This window comes from Dictyobacter aurantiacus (genome assembly GCF_003967515.1).
In the GTDB taxonomy this organism is placed as follows: domain Bacteria; phylum Chloroflexota; class Ktedonobacteria; order Ktedonobacterales; family Ktedonobacteraceae; genus Dictyobacter; species Dictyobacter aurantiacus.
Map to the genome: position 1 here is coordinate 4,582,535 of NZ_BIFQ01000001.1, position 14,056 is coordinate 4,596,590.

Below are 14,056 nucleotides of genomic sequence, written 5' to 3' on the forward strand. Positions count from 1 at the left end.
TCGTATGCCAAAGTCAAAATCTTATGCACTGGGAATCGATCTGGGGGGCACCAAGACCCTTGCCGCGGTGATTGATCTTTCCGATGGAAGCGTCGTGGCTTCCGCGCGCAAGCGTACACGTGCCGAGCGCGGCCAGGATTTTGTCTCGCAACGTACCATTGAGCTGGCGACCGCCGCGATAACCGCTGCCAAACTTCCCGAAGATGTCGAGTTGCTGGCTATTGGTGTGGGGGCTGCTGGCCAGATTGATCGTAAGGCAGGCGTGGTGTTGGACGCACCCAATCTGGGTGTGCGCAACATGCCGCTGGGTGATATTTTAAATAAGCGTTTTAACCTGCCTGTATTCGTGGGTAACGATGTTGAGGTGGCCGCTATGGGTGAGAGCCTGTATGGCTCTGGTCGCGGCTACAATAACTTTGTCTGCATCTTCGTTGGCACTGGTATCGGCTCGGGTATTGTGCAAAATGGGCGCATGTATACCGGTCTGACCGGCACTGCTGGCGAGGTGGGCCATATGACTATTCAGGCCGGTGGTCGTATCTGTGGCTGTGGCTCGCTCGGCTGCCTGGAGGCGTATGCATCCCGTACCGCCATCACCAAAGCCATCCTGGCCGAGATACACCATGGACGCCAATCAATGCTGGCTGACGAGGCTCTGGGACAATTAAAAGAGGGCGATACTATTATCCGCTCCGGTATCATCGCCAACGCCATAGAGCAAAAAGATGAACTGGTAACGGAGATTGTGACTGAGGCCGCCAACTACCTGGGCTACGGTATTGCCTCGGTGATGAATTTTTATAATCCAGACTGCATTATCCTGGGTGGTGGTGTGATTGAGGCCGTTGACCTGCTGTTTGAAACCGCGGTGGCACGCGCTCGCAAAGTGGCGCTGTCCGCTTCAGCCAAACGCACACCAATCATGCGTGCCAAGCTGGGAGATTTCTCTGGTGTCGCGGGCGCCGCGGCGCTGGGCGCCCTTTCCACAGGCTACACCGTGAACGCTAAATCGTAAGTTGTGTGTATCTGCCGCGCAAATTGACAGATACGGGCGAAGAAAGCAGGGAATTGCATGGATCACATTGAAGTGCGTGCTGTGCATGTCAGCGATGCTGTTGCTCTGCATGAGCTGGATTTTGACTTTGAAACGGACCGCATTTACACGTTGCAGGTGCGCAATCGGCTCCTTCCCAACCATGTGAATGCGGAGGAAGATGGCAGGGTGGCGTTCGCCTTTGAACTGGTAGAAACGGCCGTTGATCCTCCTCTCTACAAAAATTTTCACGGCAGTGAGAAATCGCTGGGGAAGATCAAGGATCTGCTCCGCCTGACTGAGGGCGGCTTTGTCGCCTTGACCGATGGGAAGATGGCCGGTGGCATCTTCCTGACGGTTGAGGACCATAGTTCGGTGGCCCGCATTCAGAGCCTGATTGTGGGTCGCCAGTTTCAGCGCTATGGCATCGGCTCGCTTCTACTGAGCTGCGCCTCCGATTGGGCGCGCAAGCAAAAGTGCTGGGCCCTTGTGCTGGAAACCCAGAACACCAACTACCCGGCCATCCAGTTTTACCTGCGCAATGGTCTGGAGATCTGGAGCATCAATCAGCACTTCTATCCTCCCGGTGACCTCTCCCACGAAGTCGCCATCTTCATGGGCAAGCGCCTCTCGTGCGCCACCGAAACATCCTCTCCGTCACCGTAGGTGCCGGGCTTGCCCCGGCTTGACTTGCCCCGGCTTGGAGCTCCGCGACCCGGCTCCTGGCCGGTTTGGCATCTTCTTGAATAAAATTCTTATGAAACATCCATGTAGGAGGCAATGTATGGCAATTGAAGATGTAAAAAGATATTTTCAGCAATGGGGCGTTGAGGACCGGATACAGGAGTTTGACGTGTCCAGCGCCACGGTGGAACAGGCGGCGGTTGCCCTGCATTGTGAGGGAAAAAGAATCGCCAAGACCCTCTCATTCCTGGTGGAGGGCAAAGCGATCCTGATTGTCGCGGCCGGCGATGCCAGGATAGATAATCAAAAGTACAAAGCCTATTTCCATACCAAAGCGGCCATGCTCCCACCAGCCGATGTATTTGAACTGGTGGGACATCCCGTGGGCGGCGTTTGTCCCTTTGGCGTCAGGGATGGCGTTGACGTCTACCTTGATGCATCGCTAAAAAGATTCCAAACTGTATTCCCTGCCTGCGGCAGCAGCAACAGCGCCATCGAGCTTACCCTCCCCGAACTAGAGAAATACTCCCACTATCGCGCCTGGGTAGACCTCTGTAAAGGATGGGAGTAAAAGGAGTGAGGCGGCCAGGTGCGATCCGCACCTGGCCGCCTCACTCCTTTTACTGTATTATTTTTCAGCGGCGACGGGCTCTTCAATCTTTGGGAAGAGGGGCGCAGGCTTCGGTAGCGTCGTCCCTGCGGGAATCTCTATCGCCTGCCAGGGCTGCGCGCTGGCATCTCCTTCCAGACCAAGATAGCCATGCAGCTTCTGTGATGAGAAGGGCAGGTAGGGGCAGAAGAGCAGGTGCAGCCCACTGATGACCTGTAGCATGACATAAATGGTGGTGCCCGCGGCCTCACGATCCACTTTGATCTGTTTCCACGGCGCCTGTTCATCCAGGTAGCGATTGGCGGCGCGCGCCACGTTCATGGCTGTGTTCAATCCCTCTTTAAAGTGGCACTGGGAGATGTTCTTGCCGACCAGCTCGAAGCCACGCTCAAGCTCGGCCAGGATCTCTCTGTCGGCCTCGCGCAGCGGCTGCGGCTGTGGCAGCACCCCGCCAAACTTGCTCTGCAGGAAGGTCAGCGTACGATGCACAACGTTGCCGTAGGTGGCGACCAGCTCATCGTTGTTGCGACGGATCATTTCATCAAAGGTGAAATCGCTGTCGCGTCCCTCTGGCGCGGTGGCCGAGAGATAGTAGCGCAGCATATCGGCTCCGTACTTATCCAGTACATCTTTGGTCCAGATCACGTTGCCGCGACTGCTGGACGCCTTGGCGCCACTCATGGTCATGAACTCATTGGCGGGCACATCGTATGGCAGCACGCGGTTGCCGTAACCCAGCAGCATAGCGGGCCAGATGATGGTATGGAAGGGAATGTTATCCTTGCCGATAAAGTAGTACGATCTGACCTCGGTATCGGAGAGTCCAGGGATCCACCAGTTTTTCCAGGCTTCCGGCGTGCCCTGCTTCTCGGCCCACTCGACGGAGGCGGAGAAGTAGCCGATCACAGCATCAAACCAGACGTAGATGCGCTTATCTTCATAGCCATCCAGCGGAATCGGCACACCCCAGTCCAGGTCACGGGTGATGGCACGCGCGCGCAGCCCTTCCTTCAGCCAGTTCATAGCGAAGGCCAGCGTATTAGGCCGCCAGTGGCCCTTGTTTTCTGATAGCCATGACTGCAACGGCTCCTGTAGTTTGGGCAGATCCAGGAAGAAGTGCTCGGTCATGCGCATCTCAAGCTTGCTGTCTTTGCTGCCGCACAGGCGGCACTTCGCGTCGATGAGATCCACCGGATCAAGTGTGTGTCCACAGTTATCACACTGGTCGCCGCGGGCACCGGTATAGCCGCATAGGGGACAGGTCCCTTCGACGTAGCGGTCCGGTAGAAAGCGGCGATCGGTCGGACAGTAGGCGGACTGCATGCTGTCTTTAAAGATATAGCCCTTATCGTAGAGCGTCAGGAAGAAGTCTTGCGTGATACGATAGTGATTGGCCGTCCCGGTCTCGGTATAGAGATCCCACGACATGCCCAGCTGGTCCCAGACCTCGCAGATCTGGCGGTGGTAGTTGGCCACAAAATCGCGTGGGTTGATGCCCAGACGCTCAGATTCAACGAGGATGGGGGTGCCATGCTCATCACTGCCCGAGACCATCAAAACCTTGTTTCCTGCCATACGATGATAGCGCGCAAAGGTATCAGCGGGTAGATATGCCCCGGCGACCTGCCCGACGTGGGTTGAGGTTTTTGCGTACGGCCAGGCTACGCAGACAAGTATATGTTCATTCATGTAATATATGTCTCCCTTTTTGCTTGAAGGATTGTGTTGTGTGCGGGGGAGGGGTTTTCTTTCTATTCAACCTTCTGCGTATCTCGTTAACGTTGACAGAGAAAAACAGGAGATGAACCACGGGTTATTATAGCAAGTGTGACGGGGTAGTACAAGCACTCATTTCCCGGCTGGTCCCTGTACTTGCCGGTCCTCTGCCCTACATACCTATGTACCGTGCATAGACCGAGCGGGCTACCTGCTCGTCATCGGTCCCCTTGATAATCGCCCGCGCGTCCGGAAACACGGTCAGCTCGTAGCTATCGACCTGAAAACGCAGCAGGTAGGCGTTGTAGTTGACCGTGCCGATAGCTTTCAGGCGTTCAGCCAGTGTCGCGAAATCCATGGACCCATGCGTCGTATTGCGGACCTGCACGGCGTTGCGTCCACACAGGCTGGTGCTGGCTTGCCCGCGTGCCTCCAGGAATGTAAAATTATGTGCCCCGCAGGCCGGACAGTCTGGCTGTCGAGGAAGCTCGATGCGCTCGAATGTATTTTCCCACAGATCCATCCAGGTCATGTCGCGACAGATCTTATCGCTATCCAGCAGGATCTTTAACGCTTCGGTCGAGGCGATGCCGGTGATCGCACCTACGATGCCATTTAAGACGCCTGCCGTGTCACAGGTGGGTGTGCTACCTGGTGGGGGAAGCTCTGGAAACGCGCAACGCAGGCATGCAGTCTGACCGGGGAGAATGTTCATTGTTACACCGTAGGCTGCAATCACACCGCTGTATATCCAGGGTTTTTGATACTTAACGCAGGCATCATTGATAATGTAGCGTGTCTCAAAATTATCGGTCGCGTCCAGAATCAGATCCGACTCCTGCACCAGTGCTTCAATGCCATCGGCGGTAATATCGTCTACCAGCGCCTCAACCTCAACCTCGCTATTGATGCGGGCCAGCCGCTGCCGGGCGGCGATCGCTTTGGGGATATGTTGCGCCACATCATCCTCATCAAACAGGATCTGCCGCTGTAAATTATTCGTCTCAATATAATCGCGATCGGCGATTACCAGGTGTCCTACACCGGCCCGGCAAAGGTTATTGGCCAGCACCGTTCCCAGGGCGCCACAACCGATAATTGTCACCTTTGCTTTCCCCAGCCGCTCCTGTCCCGCCTTCCCAATCGGACCAAACAACGTCTGTCGCGAATAGCGATCAAGCATCGCATACCCCCCTTTTCTCTACAGATAGCCATCTACTGTATTGTAACACGAACCACAATCCATCCCACAGATAGGTATGGTGTAGTATGGGCTGAGCGCCCGGGCGCTCAGCCCATACTACACCATACCTATCTCTCATCTTAACCAAAAGATCGAGGTGATGTATGTGGAATGGGCGACGAGCCGCCCATTCCACACACATCACCTCGATCTTTTAACAGGAGGGCAATTTCCCATCTTGAGCCGGGAAATTGCCGCTAATCCTCTGTTTGTAGGACAGAATATGGTGGAAGTTGGCAGCAGGTCATAACTGTGTTACAATGCGTGAAGTGCGATACTCTTTTTCTGGAAATCTGTAACCAGTACATTGTGCGACTCTTTGCGAGAGGCCGGCCATATGAGCAGCGTGAATGCAATCAAAAAGGTATTGGTTATCGACGACAACCCCACCATTGTGGAGCTCATCAAATATGCGGTGAATCTCCAGGGCTCGTACCAGGTTGTTGTTGCATACGACGGAGTCCAGGGGCTTGAGCGTGTCTTCACGGAGCAACCCGACTGCGTCATTATTGACGTCAAAATGCCCAGAATGGATGGGTATCAATTGGTGCGCTGTTTGCGTGGCGATTCACGCACCGCAAATATTCCGTTGATTATTTTAAGTGCTATGACCCGCGAAGAGGATCATATGACCGGCCTGCTCTCGGGTGCAGACGAGTATCTCACGAAGCCTTTTAAACCAACCGCTCTAAACGCAGCCATTGAGAATGTGCTCCGCCTGACTCCTGCTGAGCGCCAGCGTCGTACCGACTCTCTGGTGCAATCACAGTCCGAGCGCGATTAGTCTCCGATCAGCGTGGCATTCTGATCGATCTTACAAGTCTGCTCAGAACTGCGTTTTTATGTTTGAATTGATTGAATTGCTGCCTATCTATCGTTTTCTGGTCGGTACCAGCACATCTACAAGCTCTTTTCTGTTTGTGTTATTTTATGTATTTATTAGGAAAGCGCTAGCGCGCGTGTGAGCTACAGGCATTGCGTAGGTTACATATTCTTTTTGTGGATAGTGATCCACACATACACGATAAAATCAGGCAAGCGCTGGGTGGCGAATTTACTGTACAGTGTGTCGGGTCTATCGTTGAGGCGAAGCAGCGCCTCTCCGTATCACCGCCCGACATTGTGATCTCAGAGGTAGTGGTTGGGGATGAGAGTGGCCTGGATCTCTGTCGCTACGTGCGCGCTAATCCTTTACTTCGGCACCTGCCGATCATGTTATTGACCTCTATGGCTACCCTGCAAGATAAAGTGGAGGGTTTTCAGGCGGGCACAGATGACTATGTCGTGAAGCCGTTTGACACCTATCACCTGGTAGCCCGCATCAAATTGCTGGCAAGAATAAAGCGTCTAGAGCGGCGTACCACCGTCTAGACGCTTCTTTTTTCTATAGGGTCATTTAAAAGTCTTTTTTTGCCGCCCTTCGGGTGGCAGGGGGGAGAGAGGAGTTGGGGGCTGCGCCCCCAACCCCCCGGTCAAGGGGCTGGTCGCCCCTTGCATCTCCACTGTCCTCTTTGCCGCCCTTCGGGCGGCGGGGGAGGAGAGATGAGTTGGGGGCACAGCCCCAACCCCCCGGTCAAGGGGCTGGTCGCCCCTTGCATCCCCACTGAACACTATGTGTAATATATTGGTACAGTGAGGGCATTGGGGCGCATCCGCGCCCCAATGCCCTCACTGTACCAATATATTAGAACATGGGTGGCTGCGTGAGCACCACAGGCAAGAAAGCTCACGCATGTCACAGGCTAAAACACATTTAATATATTGGAGCAGTGCGGGTATTGGGGACGCATTCGCGTCCCTAATACCCGCACTGCTCCAATATATTAAACACGGGCGTCCGCGCAAGCGGACGCCCGTGCGGGGGCGCTCACACCCCCAGTAAAAAGTTTGTCTGACAAACCCCTACCCTGGGAAGTGGCAGGCAGCGTAGTGGTTGGACTGCTTCTCCTCCAGCGGCGGGATGACCTCGCGGCAGATCGCCTGCGCCTTCCAGCAGCGTGGATGGAAGTTACAGCCACTGGGCGGGTTGACCGGGCTGGGCACATCACCCTCCAGGATGATACGCTTGCGGCGCAACTCTACCTCAGGATCAGGCACCGGGATGGCTGACAGCAGAGCCTGGGTGTATGGATGCAGAGGGGTCTCGTACAGATTTTCGCTCTTCGCCAGCTCAACCACGCGGCCCAGGTACATCACGGCGACGCGATCGCTGATGTGCTTCACCACCGACAGGTTGTGGGCCACAAACAGGTAGGTCAGACCGAACTTCCCTTGCAGATCCTGCAGCAGGTTCAGCACCTGAGCTTGAATCGAGACGTCCAGGGCTGAGACTGGTTCGTCGGCTACCACGAAGGAGGGATGTAGCGCCAGGGCGCGCGCGATACCGATACGCTGGCGTTGGCCACCGCTGAACTCGTGGGCGAAGCGGTTGACGTAGTATGGATTCAAACCCACCGTCTCCATCAGGTGGCCCACTTCTTCCTGAATCGCCTTCGCGTTGCCGCGGTTAAAGTTCTGCAGTGGCTCTGAAATAATCTGGCCGATCGTGTAGCGGGGGTCCAGAGAGCTATAAGGATCCTGGAACACCATCTGCATGTCCGCGCGCTTGCGACGAATCTCGTTGGACGAAAGTTTGGTCAACTCCACCCCATCCAGCTTGACCGTGCCAGCGGTCGGCTTGATCAACTGCAGGATGGCGCGGCCGGTGGTTGATTTACCACAGCCGCTTTCTCCTACCAGACCCAGAGTTTCGCCACGACGGATGAAGAGGTCAACGCCATCAACCGCTTTTACCTGTGCCACCGTGCGTCCGAGCAGGCCACCTTTGACCGGAAAATGGACCTTGAGTCCTTTAACATCAACCAGCGTGGTTCCTGTCGCCTGGGGCGTCTGAACTTCTTGTGCCATAGTGTACCTCTTATGTTAGTTTGGATAGAAGCAAGCTGCGGTTTGTTCGCCACGACCAACGAGCTGGAGCTCTGGTCGTTCCTGACGACAGCGAGCCTGTACTTTGGGACAACGGGCGGCGTATGGGCACCCCTGGGGAACGTTGATCATGTCGGGTGGCTGACCAGCGATCGGGGTGAGCCGTGCGCCACGTACGTCGTCGACGCGTGGAATCGATTGCAGAAGGCCTACAGTATAGGGATGGGCGGGCGTCTCAAAGATCTGTTTGACCGGGGCCGATTCTACGACATGGCCAGCATACATAACATTTACATACTGACATGTACCGGCGACTACGCCCAGGTCGTGGGTGATCATCATGACGGCGGTGCCGAACTCTTGCGAGAGACCCTTCATCAGCTCAAGCACCTGAGCCTGAATGGTCACATCGAGCGCGGTCGTCGGCTCGTCCGCGATCAACAGTTGCGGATTACAGGCCAGGGCGATCGCGATCATCACGCGTTGGCGCATGCCGCCACTAAATTCGTGGGGATAGTTTTTTGCACGTCTCTTGGCATCCGGGATGCGCACCAGGTCAAGCATCTCGACTGCGCGGCGCCATGCCTGGTCGTTGCTGACATCTTTGCGGTGTCGCTTTACCGTCTCGGCGATCTGATAGCCGACGGTAAAGACCGGGTTTAGCGAGGTCATGGGATCCTGGAAGATCATCGAGATTTTGCTGCCGCGCAGTTCGGTCAGCTCATCGCGGCTCTTATCCAGGATATTCTCCCCGTTGAAGAGAATCTCGCCGCCGGCGATTTTCCCAGGAGGGGACGCGATCAGGCGCATCACCGAAAGGGCTGTAACGCTCTTTCCGCTACCGCTTTCGCCTACTACTCCCAGGGTCTGGCCAGGTTTCATAATAAATGAAACATCATCAACGGCTTTGACCACGCCACCTCTTGTATAGAAGTAGGTTTTTAAATTATTGACTTCCAGCAAGTTTGCTGCCATATGTCTCTATCTCCACTTACTCTTTAGTCTTTTGCATGAGGATCGAAAGCGTCGCGCAATCCATCACCTATAAATGAGAATGATAGCACGATGATGACAAGTGTCAAGGATGGGACTAAAAGCTCCCATGGGTAGGCCGACAGGGACTGCGATGCCTGGAAAATCATCAGACCGATGCTGGATCCCGGAGGTTGTACACCAAGGCCGAGATAGCTGATGCCGGCTTCACCGATGATGGTGCCCGAGATGTTGAGGGTCGAGGCAACCATCACGATACTGAACAGGTTAGGCACAATGTGGCGCCACAGGATGGTGATGTCTTTGGTTCCCGCGGTTTTAGCGGCCTCGATAAATTGTTGTTCGCGCAGCTGCAACGTCTGGCCACGTACATAACGGGCCATCAGCGGCCAGGCTGTAAATGCCAGCGCCATTGAGACCAGCAGCAGACGCGCGTTTCCGTTAGGCCCGACTACCGGGATCTTCGAGAGGTTGTCGTCGGCCCAGCCACCCAGAATACCGGCGACCAGGATGACGAAGAGCAGTCCCGGGAAGGCGAACAGCAGGTCCGCCAGGCGGGCCAGCAACTGGTCGATCCAGCCACCGTAGTACCCGGCCAGCACGCCAATAGTAATACCCAGTGTGATGTCGATGACCTCAACCGCCACCGCTAGCACAATCGAGATCAACATACCCTGCATCAGGCGCGCGAACAGGTCGCGTCCGATGCCGTCGGTCCCCAGCCAGTACTGCGCCGAAGGCAACTCATGCGTGCGGTCCAGTTCCTGGTGATCATAGGTATGATAGACATCCGGACCGATGGTTTTGGCGCTGAAGGGACCTTTGTATGGCCCACCAATATGCTGATAGATCGGAGGCCCGATGATGGCCAGCACGACCATAAAGATGATGATGCCCAGGCTGATCATGGCGCGTTTATCGCGGCGGAAGCGTCTGAGCGACTCCTGGAAGGGGGTCCGTGATTTCTGCGCCTTATTAGCTGGCGTTGTCTCGGCAACGATTGCCTCTTCAGGAATGACGCCAACCTGGTCTTCAGGATGCCCCGGGAGCGTGTTTAATTCCCATTCGGGTTCCACTGTGCTAGAACTGGGAGCAACAAATCCGGGCGCATCTGTTTCTGGGTTGCGATCATGTGTGTCCATTTTTTCTCCTATGAAACCTTAATGCGTGGATCTACGGCCGTATAGAGCAAGTCTGAAATCAGGTTGCCTAATACCACTCCCGTCGCCAGAAGCACAGCTGTTGCTTGAATGACCGGATAGTCGCGCGTGTTGATGGACTGGATAGTGATATAGCCAATTCCATTGATGTTGAAAACAGTCTCGGTAAAGAAGGCGCCGGTGACCAGGAAGCCGAGGGTGACTCCCAGGACGGTAATGATAGGAATCAGGGCATTGCGCATGGCGTGACGGTAAACGACGATGCGCTCTCTCAGGCCCTTGGCGCGGGCGGTGCGGATGTAGTCCTGCCGCAGTACCTCTAATGTGCTGGTGCGAGTGAGGCGCGCGAAGTAGGCGAGGCCGATCGCTGCGTATACAATAATCGGACCCAGCTTATACTGAATGTCCGAGGGTGCATACTGCCAGGTATTGCCCCATCCAGCGACTGGCCAGTCGAACCCGATTGTTCCATGGAGATAGACGATCATTACCTGGAAGAGCGAGGCCAGAATAAAGGACGGCACCGCAAACAGAAAGATCGAGATCGTCATGGTGACGGTGTCGATCCAGGTGCCGGATTTGAGGGCCGCCAGGATACCCAGAGGGACACCGATGATGATCTGGACGATCAGGCCCCACATGCCCAGCTCAAGCGACGTTGGTACCCCATCTTTTAAGATATCCCACACCGGGCGGTTGGCCGTCTGGAAGGATGTCCCCAGATCGCCATGTAAGAGTCGGACGATATAGTTAAAATACTGCACAAGTACAGGTAAGTCGAGTCCATATTGGTGCTTGAGGCGTGCATATGCGGCCGGATTAAAGTGGTTCCCGAGCATTTCTTGAATGGGATCACCCGGTGCGGCATATCCGATGATGAACGTGATAAACGTCACGCCCAAGAGCACAAAGATAAGGCCTATGAGCCTTTTGAGAAGAAACTGAGCCATCTTGAACCTTCTACTCCCTTGTCAAACAGAGGGTAACAATGGTCGTGCGCATGAAACGAATGCAATGTAGGTAACAATAGACAGCAGCGAACACTGGACTGAGTTACGATACGATTGTTGTTGCACGCCAAATGTTTCTTGTCGTTTCCCTTCAGGAAAACGTAAGGGACGGATGCTCGTGTATATATACTACTGCTGCCCCGTAGTCTATCTACTCGAGGCACCTTTCGGTAGATATCCATTGATATATGTTGACAACAGATGATCCATACATGAGCTGATTTTTTGCTATTTTATGCGAGGGCGTTATTATTGTCAAGGTAATTGGCTATGCTATGTTCAGTTGGCCAGGCCCTGATGGTAAGTATGTATACCCTACAACAAATTCTGCGTATATTCGTTCGTTCACAAGCTGCATCGCTATTTCACCGCACTGTGTAACCACGAGATCAGGGATAATGAGCGGTCTCCCACTCATTATCCCTGACTGCTGTGGAAAGCTAGATTGCTATCGCTTCCCCAGCCCTACCACAGCAGCATTGCTTGCTTAGTGGTTGGCAATATAGACCTTCGCCCACGCGAATGGCGGGGTTGAGTCGCCAGCATTGAAGACACGGCCCACAACGTAGCTCTTCAGCACGCGGGAACGAGCCATCTGGAAGATTGGCAACCAGGCAACGTCGTTGACCAGGGTCTGCTCGGCCTGGTTGTAGGCCTGCATGCGCTTGGTGTTATCCTGCTCAGTATCGGCGGCGTTCAGCGCTTTCTGCACCTGAACCTGGGCGGCGGCATCAGAGACTTTGTTCTGGCCCCAGTTGGTCTGGTTGTTGGGGGAACCAGCGGCGAACTGGAGGGTCAGGAAGTCCTGAGGATCAGGATAGTCTGCGCCCCAACCGCTCTCGAACATCTGGATGGTCGTTTTACCAACGTTCTGAGGCAGAGAAGCGCTCAGGGTTTCAAAGTCGGTTGGGATAGGCTTTACGGTAACGCCCAGGACATCTTTCCACTGCTGGGCGGCGACGGCTATCTCTTTGTCGGTGTCGGCGCTACCACTGGCATACTGGAATTTGATGGCAGGAACGGCGGCCGCGTTGGCGTATCCGTCTTCCTTCAGACCCTGTGTGAACAACTGCTTGGCCAGGGTTGGGTTGCCGGCCGTGCTGGTTGTGCCGTCAGGACCCTTGAGGTCGGGGTTGTAGCCAGGCATACCGCTAGGAACGATATGGTTGGTTGGTGTGTAGACACCTTTGTAGACGACCTTGATCATCTCGTCTTTGTTGAGCGCCAGCTCAAAAGCCTGACGGATTTTGAGGTTGTCAAATGGCTTGGTCAGGAAGTTCAGTCCATAGTAGAAGATGGCGAGAATCGGCACCTTGTGGTACTCTTTGCTGTTCTGCTGCTCATTCAGGTAGTCGGTTGGAACACTGGCCTGGTCAACCTGGCCGTTTTTGTAGGCCTGGTAGGTGGTGGCGGCATCTTTGTAGAAGGTGCTGACAACTTTGATGCTTGGCACGCCATTGACGTAGTTGCTGTTTGGCACAAACACAATGCGCTTGCCGTGGGTGTATTCCTGAACTTTGAATGGGCCAGAACCGCCGCCCTCGGTCAGGTGGTCGGTGAAGTTTTTATTGCCGTATTTGTCGATCAGCTTCTTCTCCACCACATAAGCGGTCGAGTAGGTCAGCGTGGCCAGGAAGTAACCAGCAGGCTCGGTGATCTTGATCACAATGGTATTGGGATCAGGGGTCAGCAAGCTGTCGCCAATGATGGTTTTAACTTTGCCAGCCAGCATTTTGTCCGAATCTTTGATCAGGTTCAAATAGCTAGGAGAAGCTGGCGAATTAAGATCGGGCAGCAATGCGCGGTTGATACTGTAGGCGACATCAGCCGATGTCAACGGGGTACCATCGCTGAACTTCAGGTTTGGTTTCAGTTTGAAGGTCCAGGTTAAACCGCCGTCGGAAGATGTCCAGGACTGTGCCAGTTCAGGCACAACCTTCTGGTCATTATCCAGGGTAACCAGGCCGGTGAAGACCATGCCGATGGCCTGCAAGGATGTCTGGGTGGTTGCCATTGCAGGGTCAAAGGTTTTAATGTCCGCGATGCCGGCAAGGGGCCAGTTAAATACCTGCTTGTCTGCCGGTGCTTTGCCGCTGTTGTTGGTGGTGGTGGTTGAGCCGCCGCCGCCGCCACAAGCGCTCAGCACAGTTGCCATCAGGACCAGCATGGTAGCGATGATCCCTAAGGCCGATTTCTTTGTCGATCGCATGAAGACTTCTCCTTCAGTCAGGAATAAAGATGATTGATTATGAAAGTCGTCGTTTCGCCTGCCCATCATGAATAGGTGCATATAGAGATTGCAACATTGCACGTGATGATATGTGCGAGACGCCTTCTTCCATTTTCATGGAGCGCTTTTCATTCTACTTTTGAAAAGTGTTACTTCCATGATCATGCATACATTAACCATTCACAGGGCCATTGTGAGAGCCAGTATAGAAAAGGTGGCTATCTCAATGGTGTAAATATCTGTGTTTATTGGTTCTTGTATAGTAATTACGTCAGGTCCTGGGTAAATCTCACACAAATTCGTTGATTAAAATGGAGAAAAGGAAAACTGTTTGTATCTTGTATGAGAAGTAATCAGTGCACATCTGCTTGGATGGGCCTGGAGCCTGCATCCGTGCCTTCGGCCCTGACGCTAAGCGCCTTCGGCGCTCACAAAATATATGGTGAAGTGTC

General features: G+C 54.4%; 12 protein-coding genes. 5 read left to right on the top strand and 7 right to left on the bottom strand.

Annotation, left to right across the window (positions count from 1 at the left end; translation table 11 throughout):
* Window positions 1-4: 4 nt before the first annotated feature.
* The 3 genes from KTT_RS18435 (at window position 5) to KTT_RS18445 (ending at window position 2,288) form a co-directional block, all read left to right on the top strand.
* On the top strand, window positions 5-1,015 hold the full coding sequence (locus KTT_RS18435; RefSeq protein WP_126597392.1) for an ROK family protein: 1,011 nt from the start codon (window positions 5-7) through the stop codon (window positions 1,013-1,015).
* Window positions 1,016-1,072: 57 nt separating this feature from the next.
* Entirely contained in the window at window positions 1,073-1,699 is a 627-nt protein-coding gene (locus tag KTT_RS18440; protein ID WP_126597393.1) for a GNAT family N-acetyltransferase, read from the top strand.
* A 118-nt stretch (window positions 1,700-1,817) separates the two neighbouring features.
* Entirely contained in the window at window positions 1,818-2,288 is a 471-nt protein-coding gene (locus KTT_RS18445; protein ID WP_126597394.1) for a YbaK/EbsC family protein, read from the top strand.
* 57 nt (window positions 2,289-2,345) lie between these two features.
* Here KTT_RS18445 and metG read toward each other — a convergent pair whose 3' ends face one another.
* Both metG and KTT_RS18455 read right to left on the bottom strand, forming a co-directional pair.
* Entirely contained in the window at window positions 2,346-4,016 is a 1,671-nt protein-coding gene (gene metG, locus KTT_RS18450) for a methionine--tRNA ligase (protein ID WP_126597395.1), read from the bottom strand.
* A gap of 199 nt (window positions 4,017-4,215) precedes the next feature.
* On the bottom strand, window positions 4,216-5,226 hold the full coding sequence (locus KTT_RS18455; protein ID WP_126597396.1) for a ThiF family adenylyltransferase: 1,011 nt from the start codon (window positions 5,224-5,226) through the stop codon (window positions 4,216-4,218).
* Window positions 5,227-5,623: 397 nt separating this feature from the next.
* Here KTT_RS18455 and KTT_RS18460 point away from each other — a divergent pair, with 397 nt between their 5' ends.
* Window positions 5,624-6,070, top strand: a complete 447-nt coding sequence (locus KTT_RS18460) for a response regulator transcription factor (RefSeq protein ID WP_126597397.1) — start codon at window positions 5,624-5,626, stop codon at window positions 6,068-6,070.
* A 215-nt stretch (window positions 6,071-6,285) separates the two neighbouring features.
* Window positions 6,286-6,657, top strand: coding sequence for a response regulator transcription factor (locus KTT_RS18465; protein ID WP_160145963.1), 372 nt, complete (start codon window positions 6,286-6,288; stop codon window positions 6,655-6,657).
* 531 nt (window positions 6,658-7,188) lie between these two features.
* Here KTT_RS18465 and KTT_RS18470 read toward each other — a convergent pair.
* From KTT_RS18470 to KTT_RS18490, 5 genes are all read right to left on the bottom strand, one after another.
* Complete coding sequence (locus KTT_RS18470; RefSeq protein WP_126597399.1) at window positions 7,189-8,193, bottom strand: ABC transporter ATP-binding protein; 1,005 nt, start codon at window positions 8,191-8,193, stop codon at window positions 7,189-7,191.
* Between the two features lie 15 nt (window positions 8,194-8,208).
* Window positions 8,209-9,186, bottom strand: coding sequence for an ABC transporter ATP-binding protein (locus KTT_RS18475; protein WP_126597400.1), 978 nt, complete (start codon window positions 9,184-9,186; stop codon window positions 8,209-8,211).
* Between the two features lie 23 nt (window positions 9,187-9,209).
* Complete coding sequence (locus KTT_RS18480) at window positions 9,210-10,346, bottom strand: ABC transporter permease (RefSeq protein WP_126597401.1); 1,137 nt, start codon at window positions 10,344-10,346, stop codon at window positions 9,210-9,212.
* 8 nt (window positions 10,347-10,354) lie between these two features.
* Entirely contained in the window at window positions 10,355-11,314 is a 960-nt protein-coding gene (locus tag KTT_RS18485; protein WP_126597402.1) for an ABC transporter permease, read from the bottom strand.
* Window positions 11,315-11,861: 547 nt separating this feature from the next.
* Complete coding sequence (locus KTT_RS18490; protein WP_126597403.1) at window positions 11,862-13,583, bottom strand: peptide ABC transporter substrate-binding protein; 1,722 nt, start codon at window positions 13,581-13,583, stop codon at window positions 11,862-11,864.
* Window positions 13,584-14,056 lie beyond the last annotated feature (473 nt).

What these genes read in the sequence shown, in the direction of transcription:
- KTT_RS18435 (WP_126597392.1), top strand. Translation starts at nt 5, where the DNA reads ATGCCAAAGTCAAAATCTTATGCACTGGGAATCGATCTGGGGGGCACC.
- KTT_RS18440 (WP_126597393.1), top strand. Translation starts at nt 1,073, where the DNA reads ATGGATCACATTGAAGTGCGTGCTGTGCATGTCAGCGATGCTGTTGCT.
- KTT_RS18445 (WP_126597394.1), top strand. Translation starts at nt 1,818, where the DNA reads ATGGCAATTGAAGATGTAAAAAGATATTTTCAGCAATGGGGCGTTGAG.
- metG (WP_126597395.1), bottom strand. Translation starts at nt 4,016, where the DNA reads ATGAATGAACATATACTTGTCTGCGTAGCCTGGCCGTACGCAAAAACC.
- KTT_RS18455 (WP_126597396.1), bottom strand. Translation starts at nt 5,226, where the DNA reads ATGCTTGATCGCTATTCGCGACAGACGTTGTTTGGTCCGATTGGGAAG.
- KTT_RS18460 (WP_126597397.1), top strand. Translation starts at nt 5,624, where the DNA reads ATGAGCAGCGTGAATGCAATCAAAAAGGTATTGGTTATCGACGACAAC.
- KTT_RS18470 (WP_126597399.1), bottom strand. Translation starts at nt 8,193, where the DNA reads ATGGCACAAGAAGTTCAGACGCCCCAGGCGACAGGAACCACGCTGGTT.
- KTT_RS18475 (WP_126597400.1), bottom strand. Translation starts at nt 9,186, where the DNA reads ATGGCAGCAAACTTGCTGGAAGTCAATAATTTAAAAACCTACTTCTAT.
- KTT_RS18480 (WP_126597401.1), bottom strand. Translation starts at nt 10,346, where the DNA reads ATGGACACACATGATCGCAACCCAGAAACAGATGCGCCCGGATTTGTT.
- KTT_RS18485 (WP_126597402.1), bottom strand. Translation starts at nt 11,314, where the DNA reads ATGGCTCAGTTTCTTCTCAAAAGGCTCATAGGCCTTATCTTTGTGCTC.
- KTT_RS18490 (WP_126597403.1), bottom strand. Translation starts at nt 13,583, where the DNA reads ATGCGATCGACAAAGAAATCGGCCTTAGGGATCATCGCTACCATGCTG.